Raw genomic sequence first — 24,466 nt, forward strand, 5'->3', positions numbered from 1 at the left:
ATGCAAAGAGATACATGTATATTTTACCGATCTTTCCTTACAGCAGTTGATATGCTTCCTGACATGGGAGAAAGATTTGAGTTATTAATGGCGATTATAAGATACTCGCTCGATCAACAAGCCCCTTCTTTTTCTTCCGTTACCTGCTCTATCGCATGGGAGTTAATTAAACCTATCATCGACAAAGAGTGGATGTGTTACGTAAATGGGAAAAAGGGTGGCTGCCCACGTGGCACAAAGAAACCTTCTATGCTTGGCAACAAGAATGCGGCAAAGAAATCTACTCCAAACCCAAACAAAACCCAAACAAAAGCAGATAAGGATAAAGATTACGATAAGGATAAAGAATGTGATGGGGATGAAGAGTGCGATAAGAAAGAAACACACTCTATGAGTGTGGTAATTCGCCCACGCGAAGCTGATAATGGTAGTAGGCATTGGTCTAAAGAGGACCTGATGGTGTACGACGATGTTGACGAAGAGGTTGAGATGATGCTTAAAAGTCCCTCGTGGAAGGAACAGGTTTTCGTGCGCTTCAAGTTCCTAAATTGCAGTGATGAGCTCCTTAACGAGTATTTGGAGCGTTTCGCTGGCGAACAGAAGATTGGCAGTAAGCATCACCTGCATCTTAGGGATGCCAAAAACCATTTCGTGAATTGGATGATTATCCAAGAGGAAAAGTTAAACAAAATAAATAAATCAAATGGAACAGACAGAAATAACGGTTATCGCACCCGCGAAGACATCTATAAAGGAGCAGCCCGTGTTATGTCAGAGCTTAAAGACGAAGGCTGTCAACCTCATGAAGAGCTGCCCGTCGTATAATTCTTTTTGTATAAGGTTCAATCCATCCAGACAGGTTGACTTTGGACTGGATGAGAAAAAGACCATTATGGGAGAATACTCGCCCATCGCTGTAATTGATGCTGCGTTTGGAAACGGATCTACTGCAGCTTGGCTTGTTGAACATATTGGCGATTTGAACACGTTTTCTGGCTCAAAGAATATGAATGATGAGCAGACCAAGGTTCTTGCCAGGATGCTTGCTGCTGAGTATAAAGACATGAAACTCTCCGTGATGATGTTGTTTTTCTTTCGTTTCAAGTGTGGACATTTCGGAAAGTTCTATGGGAAGGTTGACCCGATGGTCATCACCTGTGCCTTGAAGGACTTTGCTGACCAATGTGAACAAAAACGCCAAGAATATATCAACGAGGAGATTATTGTCCATAGGCAGCAAGTGACTGACTTGAGGAAATCCGTTTTCCAGAAGTGGTATGATTTCACTTTTAAGCTGTGTGAGCAGACGAAGTTTGATGAGCATCGTCGTATTTATTCCACCCTTTGTATTTATGACCTATTCATTGAGAATCGGTGTATTCGTATTTCTGTTACTCGGTATCAGTATGAAATGTTGGAGGGTGAGTGCTATCCATTTTTTTCTGAGATTTTCAAAGAGTTTTTCCCCAGCTTCAACATCCGGTATATCGTTCATGATTCCGATGTATCTACTAAGTGAACTGCTATTTATGATGTAATCTCATAAATACACTATATATAGTAGAGTATAAGAGTAATTCCAATAAGTCGAAGATATAATGTTTATTATGGCAAACGAAACAATTTTCGCGCGTCAGGACAACAAGGTTGTCGCTGTCGCAGACTCCACAAGGAAGGAGTCAACAGGTAAAGAGTCAAAGACTCTGAGTGAGAAAGACGCCAAAGTTATTCGCAAATTCTTGCAGGAGGTTGGCCCATACGAGGCTGATGCACTGAGAATAGCGATAGCCATGGCTGATGGTAAGGTTGATATCACCACCCTTACAAGTGATGAACAACTCGCCCTGAATCGTTTTATGAATAACGGCGTGAATAAAGGGCAGAGTGACTCTTGGGAGGTGGAATTTCACCGTAGTCATCGGGCTTTGCAGTTGTGCAAGCGTATGGAAGATTATTGCAACGAGCTACAGCTGCTTACTATCTTTGTAGATCTGACGGAATTTGCATTTAACACCGCTCACGTTGAAGAGGCACGGGCAGGCTTGGAGAAGATTGCGGGCACTCGAACTGGGCAGTCGATATTAACGTCTGTGGCAGGAAATAGTGTTACTAAATAGTGTTATAGCATGAATAATGTAATGGCATCGAACAAGGAACGCTATCAGTTCCGCACACTGACAGGGTATGATGAACTCATCATACACCTGTCAGGGCAGGCTGGTGAATGGCTCGTAGGAACAACGAACACAAGTGATGGTTTTATTGTTGGTAATCGTACTCTATTTTGTGATCTGCTTTCGCGTATGCAGTTGACTCCCACAACTGGCAACGGATTTCGTAGGCCTCTGTCGCTTAATGCTGGGCAGGCTCAGTATTCAGAGTTACAGCTTCAGGCTGAGTGGAGGATTGGTCGCAAGGTTATCCGACGCATACTCGACGAGATGGAGAAGGTGGGACTTATAAAAGTGGAGAAGTCAACTGTCGCTTCAACCCTTACATTTCCTTGTATAAGAAAATGGCGATTTGGCGATACAGTAATCGTCAATCCATATCGCGGATCACTATACACTGACGAATGCGGTGGAGTGAAAGGAGAATAGCAATGATTCAAAGAAAATTCTGTAACATGATTAGTAGTCATTGTCTTCACGTGTTATTTCATGTTCAGCCAACTTGGTACTATGATGCCTCTGGCAGAGTTAGAACGTTTTTTACAGAGCGAGATATGCCAAGGTAGCACCAGCCCTAAAGGGGCTGTCTACTTGGCACTCTCGCTTGACTCCCAAAAGGTCGCAGGGAAGGATAGTGCTCCTTGACTCGCACTATATATATTAATAAGGTATAAAAATTAAAGTAATTGATATGAACAACTGGAATAAGGAAAAAAAAACTCGCAAGGCTTTAGACCCAAAGGACAAACGAAGTGAAGTGGTCCATTTTAAGGTGAATCCACGTGAGAATCATGAAATCTACACGACAGCCAAGAAGTGTGGAATGACGGTGAGTGAATATGTTCGTTCGCGTGCATTAGGTTATGAGCCAATAGCACGCATGGCTACTGATGAGAAAGATCTCATCACTAAGTTGGCTCAGACTCGTTCAGACATCGCCAACTTCATAAACGCCATCAATGGTCTGACCTCTGAGGAAAAACGCAAACTTTTCCGCAACCGTCAGCTGATGGAGAAATGGTACAGCGAGGTAAAACCAATTTCCGATGCTGTAAGTGAGTTTATCCGTGACATTAGGAACAAGAAAATGCTTCGTCCACGAACAACGAACAATACAGAAAAGGAGGTTATTTCATGATAGGAAAAGCAAAAGCAATATCCCACGGAATAAACAATCTTCGTTACATCATGGGGGAATCTGAGAACAAGAAACACCCAGAGAAGATTGACTTAATTTGCACCCAGCATCTTCCACTGGGGCTGGATGCGATGGGGGTATGGGAATCTATGCAGGCTTCGTTGGCTGGTCATGACAAACTAAAGAATACTCTTATTCAAGTAGAACTTAGCCCAGCTAAGGAACATACGGAGCATTTCACTATCGAGGACTGGAAAAAGCTGTGGATGGATTTCATTGAGGAATTCGACAAACAAACAATCAAAGATAATAGTGACAAGGTAAAGTCTAAGACAACCAACCTTGCCGGAAGTAAGAGCGTTGTTTACCTACATCGAGAATCCAAGGGTGAGATACCTCATCTGCATGGTGGTGTCTGTCGCGTAGATGAAGATGGTAACGTAAACAATGACCACGAGATTCATCTCCGCGCACAGCGAGCAGCTGAAGCGGTAGCTATTAAGAGAGGCTGGAATACAGCGATGGATGTTCGTGCTTCTAATGCTGAACATATTGCTTCCGTCTGTATGAACGTTTTGAAAGACATGCCGAAATGGTCATGGGAAGACTATGTTACTCGTATCGAACATGCCGAAGGTGAAAACCTCAAAGTTAAAGCGAGGACAGACAGCCAAGGTAATGTCAAAGGCTATGCTATCATCTGTGGCAAGGCAAAGTATAAAGCATCGGAACTGGGCAAGAATCGGTCACTTACCTGTTCTAAACTCGCAGCTACATGGTGGAGATTTCACCCAGCATCTGTCGCCAAGCAGGAAGAAACTCGTCCTTCAACCTCACGTTCTTTCCACACGATCAATGACGCTTCAAAAGTATTACCTGTTACTCCTAAACCTAAGAGAATAGAGGTAGACAAGTGGAATGATAGCCCAAAGAGAGATGTTTATAGAGAAAAGAACTCATCCTTTAATGTAGATTATACCACATGGACGCCTGACCGGAGCCCAGTGGACATTGACATAGAAGGTTCTGTGTATAAGCGATATCTGCCTACGGAAGTCCTTAATCTTTTCGATGATATCTTTGACTATCGAGAGGTGGAGAATTGGAAACCACTGGTTAACCTTGCATGTGCATACTTTGCCGCTTTACTTGCGCCGGATGGCAATGTCTCTGCCGGAGGTGGTCCAACCAACAACACAGGTTGGAGAGACAAAAAAGATGAAGATGAACTTGATTTCGCCCGGTGTTGTGCGCAAATGGCCAAGTCTAAGTTGGGTGTGAAGAAAAAAACATTTGGCTTAAATAGATGATAATGTATTATGGCTAATGATAAGATAACAACTGATGATCTTAGAAAGATGCTTGACGATTATTCGCCTGAACAGCAGATGGAGATTGATGCCCAAGCTATCAGAGATGGTGCGAAAATCATGTCTGATACTGTGGCATTACTTGACAGTCGTCTGACAAAGATTCAACAGGTTGCCGAGATATTTAATCAGGCAACTAAGATTGAGCTGTCTGTGGAAACGAAGAATGAGATAATAGCTATAGGTAAGCTCACAGGGAAGGAGGCTGCTGATGCATTTCGAGAAGAAGTAGAACCAGTCATTGCGAAAGCTCAGAGAAGAATAGATTACATTTCAATTCCAGCCCCAGCCTACTATTGCCTAATACTGTTACTCCTTGCCTTGTTTGGCTTTGCTGTGGCCATCTGCATAGTTAACTATGGATATTGGAATAATCATTTCATATGGAGGATAACAAGGATCGTTTCAGGAGCGTTTGTCTTATTTTCCATCTTAACCCTATTCCTTTTTAATAAAGGATGGCTATCATAGAAGTACCCCGACTGTGGTTGTTGCTTAACCGCAGTCAGGGCTCTTAAATGTATTCGATGGATATCTGTAGCTTTATCCTTTATTTTGTTTTTTTTCTTTTCAAGTCAGCTATTACCATTCGGATGATGTTACGCTTAATTTCTTCAGGACAGTTACTTTTTATCCTTTTTATTGTTACACCTTTGGGCAATTCTTGAATAACATTGGATATCAATGTGTATGTATGGCTATCTACGAAATCAAGTACGTCAACAAAACCGTGTAGAATAAGAAACGAAAGATGTTGTGAGATAGTAAATAATGACAATTCGCGTTTCGAGGCTATTGCTTCGAAAGTATAACCTTGCATGGCAAGATACAGAGTCTCCCGTATGCTTTTGGGGATTTTCTCCTCTTTCTTAGAGCTAAGTAATTCGTTCAGAATTACCTCATCAGGCATTACTATCTTTTCTATAATCTCCTCGTATGACATCCCGAAGGTCAAATTGTAATAACCAAGGTATTTTTTTACTTCATTGGCCGCTTCTATACCGCCCTTTCGAACACTTGTTAGGACTTGCAAATTTTCTATTTGGGTAATATCTTCAAAAGTGTCATACCCTAAATCAATGAGGAATTTAGAAGTTTTGTCAGAAAGTGGTAAATGTCTTATAGCGGTATTAAAAAGTTTCGCCAATTCTGGGGCGAGTTCTGGTTCTTCGACATCTTCTTCTTGAACAACAGACACAATATTCTTACGGATAACAATGTCTTCTTCAAATTTCTCTAATTCGCCTCTGTTCTTTGGTACGTTTGCAAACTCAACTGCTAAATTCTCAAATAGAATCTTTTCTTCATCTGTGGTTGCTACTAATCCATGACCAACTTCTCTATGCCACTTTCTCAGTGCAATCTCGTCGTGTTCACCATCCATGAAAGGAAAACGTTTATTCTGCATTACGAACAAACGGAAGCGAGACAGAATCTCGAAGAAGGAACCTGACGGGAACTCAACTACTTGTCCTTCCTTATCGTAATCGAATTTCTGGGCAACTTCCACTATACCAGCTTGCTCATTTACATTCAGACCAGCCCCTTCTTTTAATATATGGCACAGCATAGAGATAATCCTCTCTCGTTGCTTTGTTTCTGGAGTGACGTAATCACTCAAACGAATTACGAGGTTACCATAATAATTCCAATAAGCTTTATCTCTTATGTCTTTCAAAACCTTGCGCCATTCTATCGAATCCCAAATATCTTTGTCAACATCAAATGACTTTCCTTGTATAGTTATTCGATTCTTGGGCTTCCTCTTTTTCCCTTTTTGGAGGTCTTCTGTCGATATGGTGTCATCTTCATCCTCGACAGGATTTTCCTCATCTGCGGGGGTATATTGCTTAATAATTGCAATAAATCTTTCACCATAGGTGTCGCGCTTGTGCTCGCCTATACCAAACGTGTTGCCAAACGCATCAAGAGTTGTTGGCATATCGGTAGCCAGGGCATGAAGAGTCTTATCAGACATCACAACAAAAGCAGGACTCTTCAATTCATCTGCTATTTCTTTTCTCAGCACTTTTAAGCGCTCGAACAACTCCATATTCTCAGTTTTGTCACTACTGGTCACAGCCGAGGCATGTTCTTCCATCATCTGACTACGGCGGCTTTTTACACTATAGTCTTTTCGGCTGATAACTACCAGTTGTACTTTTGTTTTCCCATGAACCACATCTTGGCCAAGTGGAGTAACATGCAGATGGTTGTCTTCATTGTAGGCAATTTCGATATATCCCATCTGCAAAAGTTGAAGCAAATAGTCGTGCCAGTCTCTTACAGGAACGTCTCTTCCAGCAGCAAAGGTCTTAATCTGAGCATAACCTCGCGTCACTACGTCTGGGGAGAAGTTTCCATGGAGTATATCTATTGTCAAGGTGAAACCCACTTTCTCGCCAGTCCTGAGTATGGCTGAAAGTGCTTTTTGAACAAGTTCTGTTCCGTCAAATGTCGATGGCGGAGTATGGCAGACATCACAGTTTCCACAGCTTTTGTCGCTTATCTCACCAAAATAGTTCAACAGAATGCGTCGGCGGCATACTTGTGCTTCGGCATATTCCTGCATGCGCAGCAATTTTTCCATGTTGATTTCCCTCTGACCGCTTTCCTCTGCAAAACGACGTAGAGTGATAATGTCCTGTAGATTATAAAACAAGATTGTCTCACATGGTAGTCCGTCGCGGCCACCACGTCCTATCTCCTGATAGTAATTCTCAATGCTCTTGGGAAGGTTATAGTGAACAACAAAGCGTACGTTACTTTTGTCAATCCCCATTCCAAAAGCAATCGTTGCACAAATTACCTGAATGCGGTCATTGATAAAATCCTCTTGTATGCGATTGCGTTCATCTGTAGGCAGCCCTGCGTGATAAACGCCTACAGATACCCCTTCTTTCATAAGCTTTTCTGCAACTTTTTCTGTGGTTTTCTTTGCCAGACAATAGATGATTCCGCTCTCACCAGGATGGCGATAAATCAAATTCAGTATTGTGCGAATTTTCTCTTTGGCAGTATATCCTCTTCTCACATCCAGACTCAGATTTGGACGGTCAAATGAACTGATAAAGATTTCCGGCTCCTTGAGCTGCATCTGTGTAATAATGTCGGCCTTTGTAATCTTGTCGGCAGTGGCCGTGAGAGCCATAATAGGAACATTGGGAAAAAGATCATGCAGATTGCCTAACTGTGTATATTCTGGTCTGAAGTCGTGCCCCCATTGCGAGATGCAGTGTGCTTCGTCAATGGCAAAGAGCGAGACTTTCAGCATTGTTTTCATCCACCTCAGTTCTGACATCAGTCGTTCGGGAGATATATACAGCAGTTTTATTTCGCCTCGCAGGCATCGTTCAGCTATCTGTCTATTGGTTATTTCGTCATTAGCGCTATTCAGTGCTTCTGCGTCTATACCATTGGCACGCAACGCTTCAACCTGATCCTTCATCAAGGAGATGAGCGGCGAAATCACAATTGCAGTACCCTCCATCATCAATGCCGGAATCTGAAAACATAACGATTTACCGCCACCTGTTGGCATCAGTACCAGCGAATCCTTTCGCTGGAGCACATGATTAATTATTTCCTCCTGCAAAGGGCGAAAGGAGTCATAGCCGAAGTAGGATTTGAGTATCTGCTTTGATTCATCCATCGTTATATTACCAAGTTAATCCAAAGGTCTAACAAATGAGTGTATTCTGAAACTGTCTGTTGACTGCTTATTTAAGTCTGTTTCTAAACCTATTGGATTGTCAATGTTATTATTAGGGTCATAAATAAAGCAATACAGTGATTGACACTTTGGGTATTGAGAATATTTTGATATATCAACAAGAAGTTCTTCACCTATTCTCTTTTCACAATGACACTCTTTTACATATTTTACTTCAATAGCTGTTTTACAATCGTTAATAAAGAAATCCATCCTATTACTTGAACCTGCATATTGAGGGAGCCAGACTTCTGGACGGACATCATTGAAGTGTAGCTTTAAAACGGCATGTAGCAAATCCTGCACGTCGTATTCATCGGAAATAAAACTCTCTCTATTATCGTGTCTCTTTCTCTTTAATTGACATACAAAACGGTTGAAGTTGTTAAAAATGTCCCTCAGTAACAAGTGAGCATCACTATCGTATTCTAAAGAGGGATTAATAATATTGAATGCTTTTAGTATGCCCATCAAATTTTGGTAAGTCGACAAACGCGCAACCTGGTTGTCCTCTTCAATTATTTTTTCGAATTCGTGAGTTTGAGGATGATGCGGATACTGTGTTTGGAGGTGCATTAATGCAACTCTTTCCCATTCAAAAAAGAGTTGCTGAGATTGAATGTTTAATCGATAGCTATTTATTCCAAGAGAAACATAATTCATGTCAAGCCCTTCTCCTAATTTGATTAGTTGTTCTAAATTCACGTTTGGCATATTTTATTAATAACAATTCAATAAAAACTCTATGGACAAAATCTTTTTATAAAATCCAATAATCCGGTATTCTCAAAGAAAACATCTGGATTTTTGTCAATTTGTCCCTTCATTAATTGGAAACCAGAATTTGCGTATTCGTTGAGAGTTGTCATAAGGACATCGCAGACCTCGTTAACGTCGATATCACCTTTGTCTAAAGCAAGTAAATCTACATCTGACTTCGCAACGAGAGCTGTAAAAATGTACTTCTGCAGAATGGTATAAGACTTTCTTCCTATCTCATTCTTTTTCCTGCCCCATGTGCTCATCTCCATACGAAATTTGAGTTTTTCTCCAGAAAGTGGCTTGCGTTCACCATAATATAAGCCGATGAAAAAGGCATATATAAATACTTCATAGCCTGCATTGAAGATCTTTCCTTTTGCCATTCTGCCGTCGGAACTACCGCCGCCGTATTGACATAGGAAGTCAACAACAGGTTCTTTATACTTACTTTCATAGTAAGAATCCATTCTATTTAGCCATGTCTCATATAATGATTCCATATCTATGCCTCCTTTATTTCTTCTACTATGGTATCGATAGTCGTGATATCCAACTTGTCGAAACCTGTAAGTTTCTTAATACGATACTTTTGGCAGTTAAGCTTGCTTAAAGCCTTGGTATCTGTGACATATTCTCCTTTATCGTCCTTATAAAGAAAACTCTTTGTAACGACAATACACTGCTTATTGACCTGCGTGTTAAGACACTCATAGAAAGTTTTGTCCTTACCTTCGTCGAAAGATGACGTGGGGGCATCGAAGATAAGGGGATATTCCGCATCTTGGTTCTCCTTCGTCAATTCTGATATGGCAAAGAGGATACTAATATGCATGGTCGTGAGTAACGAGGTGTTGGGATTAGTAATCAACTTACCATTCTTATCCTGTAATTCGATTTTCAGATCATTGTAACGGTCAAGATAAATCTTGATAACGCCTGTAAAATCATCCACATTCAGATGGGCCAGGAATACATTGGCCTCCTTACCCAATCTTTCAAGGAATTCTTCGTAGGTTGCTGCTTCCGTATTATCAATAGCATCGCAGAACAGGCTGAAGAACTCATTCACCATCATCATTGGATTTCCACCAGATGCTTTTACATTCTTCTTTTGATCCTCACGCTTTTTCTTAAGCTGTTCCTTTAGGTTGGGAATGGTACTTGTAAGAAGCTTGTTCATCGCAATAGCCGAAGCCTCTTTCTGGTCATGCCAACGGTTGACAACTGCGATATTGGCAACGTATTCCTTAAGATTCTCTCCGGAAGTTGAGCTGGCATATAAATCTGCAATACTCTTTTGCAGTGCATCAACTTGCTTTTTCTTCTGAGCAATCAGCTTTCTTATCTCGTCATTCTCGTGATAAGTGCTTTCTATTTCGTCAGGAATACCACCGAGATCCTTACCTGTATGAGCAAGGCTAAGCCCTATCTCCTTCATCTCCTCAATGTTGCGGGCATAGAAATAACGCTTGATCTCAGGACGTTTCTCCTCTGGTCGTGGTGTGAGAAGGTCTATTACATCATTGATACGCTGCCTGATGAAGTCATAAGTCACGCTTCCTTCCGGGGCGGCGCTGCCACAATAGGCGCAACGATGTGTGACGAGCATCTGTTTCATTTTCTCAACGTCAGAACGGTTCCAGGCAATCTTTTCCAATTCGGTCTTTGCTTTTTCAATTTTAGCCTGATTAAACTCGTCTTCCTGTTTTTTTCTGTAGTCCGACTCGATGTTATTCTTACTGTATGCCAGTGATTCAAGTTTATTATTAAACTCCTTTAGGATAGAACTAAATCCCATGAGGATCCACTGCTCATCAAGGAGTTTAAAACTATACTCTTCATCTATCTTGTCGGATAAACGTTCTATTTCACTTCCAGCCTTGGAAACATCCTTCTCCAATTTATCGGCTTCTTGAATAATTTCATAGTCATTGTCAATAGCATCTATATGCTCCTTTGCCTCATTAAAATCCCTTTTGGCTAAGGCGAGTTCTGACTCTGCCGTTTCCAGTCGCTTAGACAAAGAGGTGATATCATTCTGGATTTCAACAACCTTTGCATTCTGCTTGTTAGCTTTGTCCTTGGAACCTGAGATAGCTTTCTCTGAGGTATTTTTAGCATACTTGGCAAATTGTTTGAAAGGCTCTAAATCTTTGATTTCCGAGAACATGTCTATCAACGTCTGTAACGTTGTTTTGTCGTTGAAGATGTTAAGACGGTCTTCACCCTTGAATATATGGTATTTCTTGATGATGGCAGGGAATGCGTTTTCCTTCTCAAAAACATCTTTTACAGAGAACATTTCTTTGCGGATAGACCCTACAATCTGATACGCTTTGTGAGTACGTCCATCAATACGCATTTTACCATCTGGTGTCTTAGAAACATTGAAAGCTCTCTCAATGATGCGTAGAGATCCTGAGTTATTCTTCAGTTTCATTGATACCAATACTCTGCTGCTCTCTCCTGCTCTGAGTTCACTGAACATCTTGGCAGAGACAAGTGAACTTTCTTCCGGCATCTTGTCTTCCTCAGACTTTGGTACATAGTCTGGTGTTAAGACCCAGTTTATAGCATCAAAGAATGTGGTTTTTCCGTCGCCATTCGAACCAAGTATAAGGTTGAGATGGTCGGAGAAGACGAATTTCTTCGTGCCATAATAACTGCGGAAATTGTATATTGTAAGTTCCTTGATAATCATAGGCTTTTATTTTGATAGTAATGAAACTGCCTTATTGTAAATCGGCTTGAAATCGGCTTCTGTAAATACTACAGGACCAACCTTATTACGAATCCTCATTTCGGATTTGGCTTCATAGATTTTCTTGTTTAACTGGTCCACCATCTCGGCAACGGCCTTAACATGTGGATTCAAAGCTCGTTTACCCTCGTCAAGACTCTTGTATTTCGACGGGACGACATCAAAAGTGCTTGCAAATCGCTCATCACTTATGATTTTCAGGAACATGTTATCAAGTTTATTCATAGGCTCTTGTATTATTATACTAAATAGACATCAGGCATCCTTGATTTGAACTCTGGATCAATATTGCGGCATTGCTCCTTGATGATGCCGCGACGATGAATAGCAGGATTGAGACAATACATCTCAAACTCCTCCTTATTGACATCGTTAATGCTTCTCCATTGCGGGAAAAGTAGTTTCATATAGCCAGTAGCAATTCGCTTAATGGCCTTGGAGTCACGAACATCAGCCTTTTCTTCAAATCGACATAGCTGGTCAAACAGCAAACTATATGCATTGTTTGTACGCATGGTATGTAATATTTCTGAGAAATACTCTACATTAATAGTCCATCCCTTGAATATCATGCTTGTGTCGATTCGTGGTAACAGCCATCCTTCTATAAAACAATGGAATCGGTCAAGTAAAGCTGATTCACGGAAGTTTTCAGGCAATGAACCGAAATATTTGGGAGAAATTGGACGTCGCTGCTCATTTAAGGGAATGTTACCCATCAACATTAGACCACACTCCGAAGAGAACTCATTGTTGTCAATAGTAGTCTTACCACTTTCGAGGTATGACTTAAGGGCTGCTTGTATTTCGGCAGGTTCCTGGAATACTATAGTCTGGATCTCATCGAAAACGGTGAAGTCGTGATTCTTGATGATTCCGTTTTGTTGCTTAGATTTGTCGTAGAACAGTTTGGCGCGTGTCACCTTACCGCCACTAACAAGCCAACCATACTTTGACAGATTGCCAAAAACGTAGGATTTTCCGGTTCCTTTCGGGGCCAGTTCAATGACATTTAACCTTGGTTCGGCGAAAATAAGAAGTCGGGTAAGAAATTCCAACTTCTGTGTGGCATTGGCAAAACCGTCTGGATCATATTCCATTGCAGAAAGGAGTAAGTCCATCCACTCGTCAGTGGTAAAATGCTGTCGTGCTTCAGCAAGATAGTTGATGTCTACGGAACTATAAGGTTTGAAGGGCTTATAGTCAACCATCTGGACGTGGAACTTTTTACCATCGCTATCAGGTAACAAACACAGTTTTACGATGCCCCATTTTTCGCCATCAACAAGCTCTCCTTGATGTTTATTGTAAACAAATTCAGGGATGATTCCTTCTCTAAGTTTGATGCCGTAGTCGGGTATGGCAAACTGCTTTTGTCCCTTTACAAGGTCGATATAAATGATGAAACGTGCAAGAAGTACCACTTCTTGACCCGAAACGATTCTGTCTTTAACCGAACCTGTAACCGTCGGTATAACCTGATCAAGGAACTGTGTCAGCCCAAGGGTGTCAATCTCTCCAGTTTGAACGTTCAAATAACGCTTCAACAGGAAATCCTTAACAAAGGCCGGGAGATTGCGGCCAGCAAATATACTATTGGTTTTCTCTGGGTCTTTATATATAGACATTTGTGAGAAATACGTTCTAATCTTTTCACTGATATCTGCCTTCATAATCCTTATTTATAAAAACGCACCAAAGGGGTCGTCCTCCTTGGCACCGGTAGTTATACTTATATTGAAAATTCTTATAATACTTCCAATTACGAGTTCAACGGTATTACAATTTTCATTAACTGCAATTGGCTCACTTTCGTAGATTTCACCATCTACCTGATGCAATGCATATCTAATACCATCATACTCAACAACTGGAATTTCAACTGATGGAATGTTCTTAATGCGGAACTGTACCACGGGATTAGCTCCATTAAGTTCTATTGTAAGAATATCTGCTGACCATTCCGTATTATTAATGTTACTTGAGATAATGAAAATCGGCACAAGTACCTCTTCTGGGGTGCAACCACCATGAATTCCCTGGCCTTTGGGTACTTTGTTGCACAAGGAGCTATGTCGTAAGGCACATACAGTAGTCCCGTCCTCCAGGCGGAAGTAGTTGTCATCTTTAGTCCATCCTCCGTTTTTCTTAATTGCAACACGGCCATGATGATCGGATTCAACGCCATTAAGACCAAGACCTTCGCATAACTGAGATAGATAGGTCAAACCGTGATCTGATATAATGGCGATTTTCTTACTATTATATTTTGCAATTATTTCCTCTATAATATCCCTTACAAGTTTGACTTCTTTGATAATAGTGTTTGGCCAAAGATTGGTAGACTGGTGTGCAAGATTGTCCAGGTCACCCATCTTCATGAGTTGCTCGTATTCTGGTAATAGCTTTTGCAAGTCAGTCTTATTAACATCCGTCTTTGAAGGTAAAATCGCTCTTGCAATTTTAATATCATTTAGGAATATGTTTTGACTATTCTTCTCTCTAATTATTTCCTTTATCAATGGAATCCATTCTATCCCGAGACCATCCACCCAATAGAATACTTCAATATCCTCTCTACCTTGTAGTATCGTTCTGGTAGTACTGAATCCTTGATACCAAGTATCAAAAGCAACTTCCGATCCATTAATATTTTTGATTTGAATATCAACTTCTTTAGTGTATGTGTTAGACACTTTCGCCCTTTTATATTCTTTCATGTATTCCGGTAACCACTCTGGAATATTCACAGAAACACCAAGTGGAGTGGCATAGTAATGGTACATGTCAGGATAGAAGTCTTTTATTTGATCAACACTAATCAGTCCTTTACCCAACCAGGAAATAGCAAGCTCCTTTTCCTTCTCTGTAATGCCTGTACAGTATTTAAGTGCACTTGCCGCATTATATTTTTCCGCTATAGATTGTAGTCTTTTGTTTAAAGTAGACTCAACACCTTCACGCAAAACCACATTCCGCTTTGCTGCTTCTCTTAAGCAATATTGACGCACGACCATCTCGGATTCGATTTCTGTCATATCCAAAACCATCTGTTCAATGAAGTCATTTCCAATTAAAGTGGTCGTTTTGGTTAGTATTCGGCAAATAAATCCTTCTCCATTTTGTTGTAGTTGATAGAACCTGGCAAGTAGCCATCTTTCATATTGCCCTGGGTAATCAAACCACAGTTTAATGAAGGCTTCATGTGAGTCAATATCAGTTATGGAGAAGTAATTCTTGACGTATTTACTAAAACTAAAGCCATTACTAATGTCAATTTGGGATGCTAAATTTTGCCAGTTGCCACCATCACCCAATGCCTTTGTCATTCCACCAAATTGTAGTTGTAAACCTTTGGTAAGGAAATCGTAAGCATCCCGACATAGTACAAAAGCGAACGCGTTATCGGGTTGTGCAAATTTTGCATTCCCATAAATAGAGTTAGAGGTACAAATGATATTGGGTGTTACCTGTTTGTCGGCATCTTTCCAAATGTTCAACCATTCATGAATATTATGAACTACTGTATAATGCTTCTCTAATCCATTTACGCCAAATGTTTCACCATTTGTTAAAATCAACCGATATGTTAGCCCTTTGTCTTCGGCTCTTAATCTCCAAATAGTACTTTGTGAATCGTTTTTAAAAGACTCCATCTTGCCCTCCAAACCAACAATTGGTACATAGACTCGTTGGTGAGTTTCAAAAGACTTGCTACTTGCTTCAAAAGCTTTTATTGTTTTGAGAAGGGCATCGAATGTCTTCTTTTCGTCGTTATCGTAGAATCTGGCCAACTCAGAGAATGGTGCGATAACACAATTTACCCCATCCATCTTTTTTATATGTGCTTGTATGCGCTCAGCCAGTTCTGTGTAAGTAATCATGATGTCAGGATATTCAGGATCTATCCATTTGTCAACACTTTGAACGATGGCATCCATTTCCTCCTGTACGTAATCAACAAACTGACTGCAATCTCGGAAATTGTCAAACAACACGAACCTAATTGGGTATCTGTTCCGTGTAGAGACATCCAAGCCTGTCTGCTCCCAGTCTGCTATGACCTGGGCTTTCAGTTCTTCGAGGGAATTATATTCACTGTACATATTTTAATAAGACATCAAGTATGAAGCCATTTTCTTTTTCTATGATCTCACTAATGATTTCTTTTATTTCATTAGAAGGAATCATTTTAATCTTTCCGGCAAGTTCATTTCGTTTCGAAGAAATATCAACGGGTTCTTCTCTTACGCCAATGAAACCTCCTTCGCCTGTAGAAGTAGGAACGTATCCGCCACCAGGGTTTGGACCACCAAAAGAACCTGCACCAGTAGGCTGTTGCGAGATGCGCCAGTCTTTAAGTTTTTCTCTAACATCCAATTCCTTCCATAGTCCAACTTCACCCTCCAAATGCCCCTGAAGATAATCCATAGCTTCAGAAATCTCACTATCTTGAAGATTGACGATTTCAACTCCTTTCATAAAGTTGTCAAAACCTTCCTTATAATTGCCTCCGTTTTTCTCTATCAACAGATTTCCCCATTCAATCTTTTGCTCTTCATAGCCACTGATGGTATTGTTTAGCAATTGAGGATTCTTCATGCTTTCAGGATCACTGACAACTTTGATAACATCATCGACAAGCTGTTTCATCTTATCTGTGTTATACTCGCTGGAACTGTATTTCAATGCCCAGAGAGGATAGCCTTTATCCTTGGCATACTCATGTTGAATAGCCCATCGAGCATCTTTCAAAGAACTAATGTCGGAATAACCTTTTAGTTTCTTCAACGAGAACATAGAGATGAGATGCTTACAAAGCTTACCAGCCTCTTTGCTTTCAAACATGAAGTTCAATTTCTGAGAGGTTTTACCAGATTCCCATGCCTTAAACATCTCTACAACATCATCAACAAGATGTTGGGCGGTACGTTGCTTTCCATTAGTATCGAAAATTTGATTTATATATTTCCTCATAGCAAAAGCAACCATAGCCATTGATGCATAGCTCTGGAATAGTCCATAGGGGGGCTCTGTAAGTCCTATAAGCTTTTCCCCAAGATTAAATGTTTGGTTCTTATTGGTGTGGCGTCCCGAGAGCCATTCGTCGACATAATCGCATACCTTCTTCAATGGATGGTTGGGATCTATGTCTGATTTCCATTCCAAATTGTCATCAACGCTATCTTGCAAGAGGAATTCCACATGCCTTGCCTGACCACCACATGATGGTGATGCAAGAATGTCTTGCTTGGTATTGAATGATAATATGGCATCAACAGTTGCCTTCACAGATGCCTTTTTCCAATAGGTCACAGAACTTTTTGAACGAACAATCTCTAACGACTCTGGACCAGCCTCAAAGATAGATGGGGCTATTGTCATATTAATGGTTGATGACATCTTACTACCTGAAATAGTCATGGAGTCGCCACGCAGATAAAAGGTAACATTACTGCCCTTCATTCTTGTTGTCCATTCTGTAATCATGTCAGAGGCATTTTTTGCATATGTTTTCTGCTGATTTGCTAAGCCATGACGTTGAGCACATTGTGCATTGGCCTGATATTCTATGAAACGCTCATAGTTTTTATCAGTGAGGTAGGCCTCCATCACAACAAAGACCGTGTTCTTAAATCTTTCTTCGTTACAGTTACGCTCTGCAATATCTTTCAACTCAAACATTTCAGATTGGGTCTTAGCCACCAAAATGGCAAGGTATATCTCATAGCCTTTGGCATCGCGTTGAGTATTTTCTATCTTGCTTAGCAAAGTATATTCGTTACCTTGTTTGGAAAAGAATTGATAACTCAGTGGACGATTAATCTGCTTGAAGTTTTTGTCAAAACTCAAGCGTGCAGAATCACCAAACTTGATAACCTGATCAGTGTAGAGGTAGTTACTCGACATCAATTCTTCCTTAATCTTCTGGATTTCTTCTCCAGGTAAAGCCGTGAATAGAATAGAATAGTTACCATTTGGCTGCCTCTGTATTATACTCTTGTCGTTAAGGAACTCAAGAATATCATTTAATTCTTGTTCAACTTCTGTACCAACAAATAATGATTCTATATTCTCTATGCTTGGTGTAACGGTATCACTATTGGCTATATTATTTAAAGCATTTAAAAGCAGGATTCCTTTAAAAACCTTCAAATAGTTCTCACCTGCTGCTTCTACTGCGAGGTGGTGGCTATTATATCTTTCAGTCACGGCACCAAATCGTGTTGTGTCACTTTCGAAATACTCTTGAACGTAGTCCCACAACAAGTCACAGGTAATAGTTCGCTCGTTAGCAAAGTTGTCTTCATCGTCAAGGAATTCCCTTACAGTGTCGCTTGCAAGGAATTCAAATACACTTCGGCTGGAACTACCTGCTTCACGGGCATAGTAAGTCGCAAGGTTTGCAGTTGATGGATGAAGAGGGAATAGATTCTTGATGTTGTCAATAGTCTCTTCTGTGTTTGCCGAGGTCTCAGAGAAAACGTCGAGTAGGTCACTATGGAGAGAGAAAAACCTGTCTTTACGCAGTCTATAAGCTTCGTCATCAACAACCTTAAATTTCTTCGACATAATCTTAAATGCCGAAACAGGTTCCATATTATAAGATTTATAATGATAGCGCCCTTTTGTCTTTTCACGCTTTTGTTCTTCAAGGGTCAAAATTGCAGATGGATGTGAGATTAACAGAAAGTAACTATTATTTTCCGGATTCATCATTGCTTCGTTAATCTCTTGTAGCTGATGAATTAAAGGATTTGCAATACTTGAAGTCATAATCTCAGTAAACTCATCCCAAATAATAAGTAGGCCATCATATCCTTTTTCTTTGATTTTATCTTGAACTTCAAAGATCCATTTCTGAATGTTATTGCCTTGTAAGCGGATATCGATACCTGCTATACGTTGAGCATTGCGCACACGATCAAGTACTTCGGAATTGCCAGCCATAAGCAATTGCTTTAGCTTTTTCAAATCAGGGGCAACGCTACTTAATATGATATTATTATCAATAAGCGACTGCCAAATCACCGGCTGTTCATCTATGTGTTGTACAAGTGTATCAAAATCTGTTTGAACAACGATGTCAAGACCGGCAGCGTTGAGAGCAGACTTTATCTCTTTCTGAAGCTGAAGTGACAAATCCTCTTCGTGGGCAATACTCTGCTGACCATACATATTTATAGGGAAGAGTCGTTTCTGCATACGAACGTTCAGAATGGCAGAACGTAGCTTATCATATTTATCCTTCTTGTACTCTTCTTCGACATATTCCCTGATATCTTCCACTGGGTCACAGAACAGATGTTTTAGAACAGCACCTGCATGTGATTTTCCTGTGCCATATGTTCCTGCTATCCACAAAGACTTGTGATTGTCTGCATCGTTGTTACGCACAGCCTTAATCATGCAATTAAGAATTTCATTGAACTGGTCATTGGCGATGAAGGTCTTCCATTCGTCATGTCCTTCTTCCTGAATGTTATAAGCAGGTCGCATAGACCTAAGTGTTACGATATCACTGTATTTCATACGTTAGATGTTTGCTGTTTTGAGATAATGACTTACTATTAGTTCGCAGAACTCGTTTCTGATATACTTGTCTTGAAGAAGATCCCACAGACCGTCGTCAAGAAATGCATATTCAATGTTCTCCTTTATAAATTTAGGCGAGGGGGTATGCCATGTATGATCTGGAATCTTACCTCCCTTCCATTTGATGTTATAGTAATGCTCTTTGGTAGAGTGATAGAATGGCTTGTAAAAGGGAGCCGGCTTCCTGTTGGGTTCATAGAACGAACATAACTCCTTATAAATTGTTTCCAGTTTTTCCTCATATGAAAACTTATTCCCAATGATTATTCCTTCTTCTATACCTTTGATAATCGAAAGTAGGAATAGGGGTTTAGCATTGGAGGGGATTCCAAATGCCAAACCTCTATTGATAGAGAGTATACTGTTTTTATAATATGAGGTCTTTAGGTTCATCTTAAAGAAGGGATTCTAAACAAGAGATGGAATTAAGGTCCTCACGAAGAGTGATACTATCAAGGCCCATCGCCAATTCTGCAATAAGAACGCGATTGTTGGCAGAGTTCAGAGACTTCAAGGTGTTGTTGAAAACCTGTTTACTGATACCAAGGACACGGAAAGGCCCGCTTGTACATTCATCATTATAAAAGTCTGAGACTCTCAACGAATGAACACCTTTCTTTTCTGCATACTTGTATAAACTGTAAGCTAAACCTTCTTTTGTTATTTCTTCATATCCACCTCTTACTTTGTTTTTTCCATCAGCTTGCATACTCATATTCAATGTATCGCCAATAGGGGAATAATCAAAGGTTTGGATAAGAGCCGCTACCGCATTAGGAATTGTCTTTCCTCTTGATGAATAACCTTGTTCGTTAATCATACCCTCCAATATCTTTCGATTATATTCTTGACCTATCTTAATATTGTTAGCAAACCAGTCAATAACAAATGAATTGTAGGATAGGTTAGTTAAAATTAACTCCCATGTCAAGTTCGTGTTGTCAATATATATTTGTTGAAGTAATTCGCCAAAACGTGTCAGATTCCTCTTGGCATCAACAATCTCGGCATCTTTCAACCACTCCGTGAATCCTGACTCTTGAGCAGGGCCCAGTGAATTGCTTTTCCAAAAATACTCAGGGTCTACAAGAAATTCATGCAGCCACTCTTCATGGAATCCAAAGGTCTTATAACCTCGAATTTTTGTTTCTTCATTGTTGTTCATATTTCTTATCATTCTTACACAATCAGCTGATATACAACCTAAATCATGTGAGTTTAGGCATTTGTGACAATGGATACATTTGGTTTTGTCAATATAGACGTTAGGAACAATGGATAATGCTCCTGTGGGGCAGTCCACTTCGCATACTTCACAATGTACACAGTATGCACTTTTATATATAACACGCCTTAGCAGAAAACTCAACTGGGTAGAAGGGTTCTCTACAACAAAAGCAAATTGGTTCTTTTCTTTCTCATGTTTGAGATGAAAATCATAAACGTTGCCGTCAAAACGCAATGAGCCTTTATCTACGTTGTCTTTTTGTTCAATGGTATATTCGCACAGTGCTGGCAGCCATTCATAAACTGGATGAAGTGAATTTTTAACAATAGCCGTAAAGGTGTTGTTGGCATCAGAGAAGGAGACTACAGTCTTTACCAAATCCGTATTTCCTATCGCTTTGATCTTCCAGCGCCTTTCCTTAATAAATTCATCAATCTTACCAATCTTACTATCCTTGGACCATTCAACAAGCCTATCTGTGAATGGTTTAAGTTCTTTGCCATATCGCTTTGATGCAATCATGTCATCCCACGCCGTGGAGAACGGACATATCAGACATCCTACGCGTGCTTTTCCGTAGCGATAGGCTTCGTTGATTGGGAGGTTGTATTTAAAGATATACAGGAAAATTTCAACTGCGTTCCAGTTGATTATTGGGTGAGCGTTTGTGATAGTCGTGTGTTTACCTTTGCCAACACGCATATATGCACCTCGTTTAACGCTTTCTTCTGCTCTTACGCCGTCGAAAGTAAGTACTTTGGCCTGTTTGTTGGTGCCATCCAGCTTCAACCCTCTATATAGTGGTGCTGTTTTCATAATAGAACAACACCATCTATGGGTATCGCTTGGCGTACCTATCTTGTCCCAATAGTTCAAAACGCTTTCGTGGTTGCGGGCCACGGAAAATTTTAAATCGGGATATAGCTCCCTATAATGGTTTTGTACGTCCTCATAAAGACTGAGGGAAGGAGGTAATTCATAGCCGGTATCGCTATAAATTACTTCGAAATCTGTGCTTGGGATGGCACGTGTACAGAGATCCAGAACAACCTGACTATCCTTGCCACCAGAGAAGGATGCAAGGAATTTGTCAATTTTGGTGGTCTGGTATATTTTACGACCTTGTTCTTTGGCTTTGTCAAGAGGTACAATCTCAAAAGAGTCGCAGTCTTCCTTGACAATCGCCATTTTCGTCTTAGACTTTTTCTCTGCTCTTGCAGCCAAGGCCTCATAGTCGAGCTGATTGGAAGCAACGTTTTGCACGCTTTTACGTGCTCCTGCATATTGACTGTATGTCTCGTGGATGAATTCTATGGCTTCACTTTCCAAAAGGAACATATACTCTTTGCAGTTTTCCAGCATCTTCTTCACATTGACGGGTTTTAATTTCAATGTTTCCATTCCTTGCTGGAATTCTACAGTTGCATCGTCATAGATATTTGCTCCCTTAGTTTCGAAAACCATCTCACCACGATACCAGTACTGTTTGTTGATAGCCCATAGCAGCGGCTCCTCACTATGAGGATATTCCCACCCAAGCTCATTCAACCTTAATAAATCAAGTTCTTCCCAGAACACAGGACGTGGAGAAGTACCAAGTGTACCTTCCACTATACGGGAGTGCAAAAGCACCCCACCAGTCTCTTTGTCCCAGGTTATTTTATACATACTTCTTATTCATTTTTATCAAGTTCTTCAAATCTGACGAGATCCTTAAGGTCTACGTCAAGCAATTTTGTTATCTTCATCAGCATCTCCAAAGGAGGTTGAGATGAATTAGTACACCATTTGGATACGGTTGTGGGCGAACATCCCAACTCTTTGGATAACCAAAGGTTGGATTTCTTTTTCTCTGCCAGTATCACTTTTAAGCGATTGAGATCTTTGTTTGCAGCCATATCTTCTTTTATATTGTCGCAACAAAGATACAAACTTTATTCTAAATGAGAGGCTAAAAAGGGTAATAATTTGAGAAATTTAATGAAAAATATTCATTTACTCGCTAAATACGTGTCAAAACAATAAAGCCTCACCATCTTCTCAGACAACGAGGCCCATTTGAGGTTTCAAATAGTCGACCAAACTTGTTGTAACCAACCTCGGCGGGATGCGCCTATATTTGTTTTTCTAATTGCCTGATATTATTGAAAGCCGAATAGTGGTGTTACACTCTGTTTCTAATACAATTTCCGAGGAACCTTCAAACGATTCTTCCACGAACCAATCTGTCTTAAGTTTCTCTAAATCGAAGAAAGGAGGTAGTTTAACCTCGCGAAGAAACGGGTTATACACAAATACATTCCGAGTTATGCTTTTAATTATATCAGGTACTACATATATCTTATCTTTTTTTTGAGGAGGATAGAAGATTAAATCCCCATCACTTGTAAACACAACTCCATCAACAGTAACATAGTCCTCATTATCCTCTAAATTAATTTCTTGCAGGTTCTTTGTTCGAGGAATTGAATGGCCAAGTTCTCCAGAAAATGATCCGCGAATACTCAATTTCTTAAGTTTCTGGCATTCATAAAACATTGGTAACACATGTATCAAACAAAAGCTGATCTCTTTGATGTCATTATTACCATTAAAAGCACCATCTATTCTATAGAAACAATGCTCATATCTTATGCTTTTGATGTTGCGGCAACCAGAAAAACATCGTGGGGCAAGAAGAACTTTATCTAAATTCAATTCTGATTTATTTAATGCAGCTGGAACACAAATTATTTTGTCCAAATGAGAATGTGAATATCCGTCGCAATCGGAATCTATTGCGGGGACGTCCTTCTCATAAAGTATTCCATGGCGAGAATAATAGAAATGGTTTTCTGAATGCACTCCTATCCACTCGAGACTTGCACAGTTCTCAAAAGCAAAATCCTGAATTCGTACAACCGAAGCGGGAATGACAATTTCTTCAATATATGGATTATGCTTAAATGCTCTTTCTGCAATAACAGTTGTTCCTTCTGGAATTTCATATTTTTCGATTTTCAAAGCAGGAGGGAATGCGATGAGAATCCTTTTATCTGATGAAAAAAGAACACCGTCGCATACCACAAAATATTGAGATCCATTAGGGAATTTGAATGATTTTAACGAGTTGCAACCGACGAATGAGTCTGGAGAAATCTTTTCCAATGTACTGGGTAAACTAACATTACTAAGTATTTCCCATTTACAGAAAGATTCTTGATTTATCATTTTCGACCCTTCTGAAACAACTAAAGACGAAGTAGTGGTATTGGTATCGCTCTTCAAATACCACCAGTTGACATATTTAAGATCATTTGGTAGAATAATAGACCTTAGTCCTCTTATCTCATCCAGTTCATTGAGATTAAAATTTTCTGGATATACTTCTGAGAGATCTAAATCTATAGTTCTCCATCGTCCTACATCGGGTAAATATTCGAAGGCACCATAATCTTCATTTAGGACTTCTGTTGAAGAATATCCATTTAAAAAACGAATATCGTCTTCTCCTATTTGACCAGCTAACTTAAGTGATACATGCTCATAGAATTCTTCCTGTGGGAATTTATATCTCAGAGTATCTTTTTCTTTTAAAACTATTGTCAACTGTAAATTGTTCATCTTCGTCTTTGTTTTAGGTTATTCAATACACAAAGATAATCAAAATAAAGTAGATATGAGTAAATAATGTCAATATTTAATAGTTTTTACACAAAAAATGGTAAAAATCAGGGCCTGTCAAGAGC

Annotated in this window: 19 protein-coding genes and 1 pseudogene; 7 read left to right on the forward strand and 13 right to left on the reverse strand. The window is 40.0% G+C overall.

The window, feature by feature from the left end:
- From T491_RS16940 to T491_RS0104630, 7 genes are all read left to right on the forward strand, one after another.
- A complete protein-coding gene (locus T491_RS16940; RefSeq protein ID WP_255327027.1) occupies positions 1-825 on the forward strand; it encodes a DUF6291 domain-containing protein in 825 nt (274 codons plus the stop codon).
- The gene (locus tag T491_RS15675; protein WP_197018796.1) at positions 803-1,519 is read left to right on the forward strand and encodes a DUF6633 family protein; all 717 of its coding nucleotides are present in this window, start codon (positions 803-805) and stop codon (positions 1,517-1,519) included. The genes T491_RS16940 and T491_RS15675 overlap by 23 nt, the downstream gene beginning before the upstream one ends.
- An 88-nt stretch (positions 1,520-1,607) precedes the next feature.
- Positions 1,608-2,117, forward strand: a complete 510-nt coding sequence (locus T491_RS0104605; protein ID WP_155950036.1) for a hypothetical protein — start codon at positions 1,608-1,610, stop codon at positions 2,115-2,117.
- Between the two features lie 21 nt (positions 2,118-2,138).
- Positions 2,139-2,600: a hypothetical protein gene (locus T491_RS0104610; protein WP_028902848.1), complete on the forward strand. Its 462-nt coding sequence runs from the start codon at positions 2,139-2,141 to the stop codon at positions 2,598-2,600.
- Positions 2,601-2,862: 262 nt separating this feature from the next.
- Complete coding sequence (locus tag T491_RS15680) at positions 2,863-3,309, forward strand: hypothetical protein (RefSeq protein ID WP_051522967.1); 447 nt, start codon at positions 2,863-2,865, stop codon at positions 3,307-3,309.
- A complete protein-coding gene (locus tag T491_RS0104625) occupies positions 3,306-4,619 on the forward strand; it encodes a hypothetical protein (RefSeq protein ID WP_028902849.1) in 1,314 nt (437 codons plus the stop codon). Before T491_RS15680 ends, T491_RS0104625 begins: the two co-directional genes overlap by 4 nt.
- Before the next feature lie 9 nt (positions 4,620-4,628).
- Positions 4,629-5,150, forward strand: a complete 522-nt coding sequence (locus T491_RS0104630) for a hypothetical protein (RefSeq protein ID WP_028902850.1) — start codon at positions 4,629-4,631, stop codon at positions 5,148-5,150.
- Positions 5,151-5,229: 79 nt separating this feature from the next.
- On the opposite strand, the gene T491_RS18235 is transcribed toward T491_RS0104630, so the two are convergent.
- The 13 genes and pseudogenes from T491_RS18235 to T491_RS0104690 form a co-directional block, all read right to left on the reverse strand.
- Positions 5,230-6,249 carry a helix-turn-helix domain-containing protein gene (locus tag T491_RS18235; protein ID WP_369699741.1) on the reverse strand — a complete coding sequence of 340 codons (1,020 nt, stop codon included), beginning with the start codon at positions 6,247-6,249 and terminating at the stop codon, positions 5,230-5,232.
- Between the two features lie 273 nt (positions 6,250-6,522).
- Positions 6,523-8,331: pseudogene (recQ, locus tag T491_RS18010) on the reverse strand (DNA helicase RecQ); the annotation flags it as partial.
- Positions 8,332-8,346: 15 nt separating this feature from the next.
- Positions 8,347-9,105 (reverse strand): hypothetical protein, encoded by a 759-nt coding sequence (locus T491_RS17855; RefSeq protein WP_197018797.1) that lies wholly within the window; start codon positions 9,103-9,105, stop codon positions 8,347-8,349.
- Between the two features lie 29 nt (positions 9,106-9,134).
- Positions 9,135-9,653: a hypothetical protein gene (locus tag T491_RS15690; protein ID WP_051522968.1), complete on the reverse strand. Its 519-nt coding sequence runs from the start codon at positions 9,651-9,653 to the stop codon at positions 9,135-9,137.
- 2 nt (positions 9,654-9,655) lie between these two features.
- On the reverse strand, positions 9,656-11,854 hold the full coding sequence (locus T491_RS0104650; protein WP_028902852.1) for an AAA family ATPase: 2,199 nt from the start codon (positions 11,852-11,854) through the stop codon (positions 9,656-9,658).
- A 6-nt stretch (positions 11,855-11,860) separates the two neighbouring features.
- Entirely contained in the window at positions 11,861-12,139 is a 279-nt protein-coding gene (locus T491_RS0104655; protein ID WP_028902853.1) for a hypothetical protein, read from the reverse strand.
- 14 nt (positions 12,140-12,153) lie between these two features.
- Entirely contained in the window at positions 12,154-13,587 is a 1,434-nt protein-coding gene (gene brxL, locus T491_RS0104660; RefSeq protein ID WP_028902854.1) for a BREX system Lon protease-like protein BrxL, read from the reverse strand.
- Between the two features lie 9 nt (positions 13,588-13,596).
- Complete coding sequence (gene pglZ, locus T491_RS0104665; protein ID WP_028902855.1) at positions 13,597-16,020, reverse strand: BREX-4 system phosphatase PglZ; 2,424 nt, start codon at positions 16,018-16,020, stop codon at positions 13,597-13,599.
- Complete coding sequence (locus T491_RS0104670; RefSeq protein ID WP_028902856.1) at positions 16,010-19,447, reverse strand: hypothetical protein; 3,438 nt, start codon at positions 19,445-19,447, stop codon at positions 16,010-16,012. The genes pglZ and T491_RS0104670 overlap by 11 nt, the downstream gene beginning before the upstream one ends.
- 3 nt (positions 19,448-19,450) lie before the next feature.
- The gene (locus T491_RS0104675; RefSeq protein WP_155950037.1) at positions 19,451-19,849 is read right to left on the reverse strand and encodes a hypothetical protein; all 399 of its coding nucleotides are present in this window, start codon (positions 19,847-19,849) and stop codon (positions 19,451-19,453) included.
- A gap of 55 nt (positions 19,850-19,904) precedes the next feature.
- A complete protein-coding gene (locus T491_RS0104680; protein WP_028902858.1) occupies positions 19,905-22,406 on the reverse strand; it encodes a phosphoadenosine phosphosulfate reductase family protein in 2,502 nt (833 codons plus the stop codon).
- Positions 22,407-22,411: 5 nt separating this feature from the next.
- On the reverse strand, positions 22,412-22,636 hold the full coding sequence (locus tag T491_RS0104685; protein ID WP_028902859.1) for a helix-turn-helix transcriptional regulator: 225 nt from the start codon (positions 22,634-22,636) through the stop codon (positions 22,412-22,414).
- Positions 22,637-22,865: 229 nt separating this feature from the next.
- A complete protein-coding gene (locus T491_RS0104690) occupies positions 22,866-24,341 on the reverse strand; it encodes a leucine-rich repeat domain-containing protein (protein ID WP_028902860.1) in 1,476 nt (491 codons plus the stop codon).
- Positions 24,342-24,466: the final 125 nt, after the last annotated feature.

It is taken from the genome of Prevotella sp. P6B4, assembly GCF_000619985.1.
In the GTDB taxonomy this organism is placed as follows: domain Bacteria; phylum Bacteroidota; class Bacteroidia; order Bacteroidales; family Bacteroidaceae; genus Prevotella.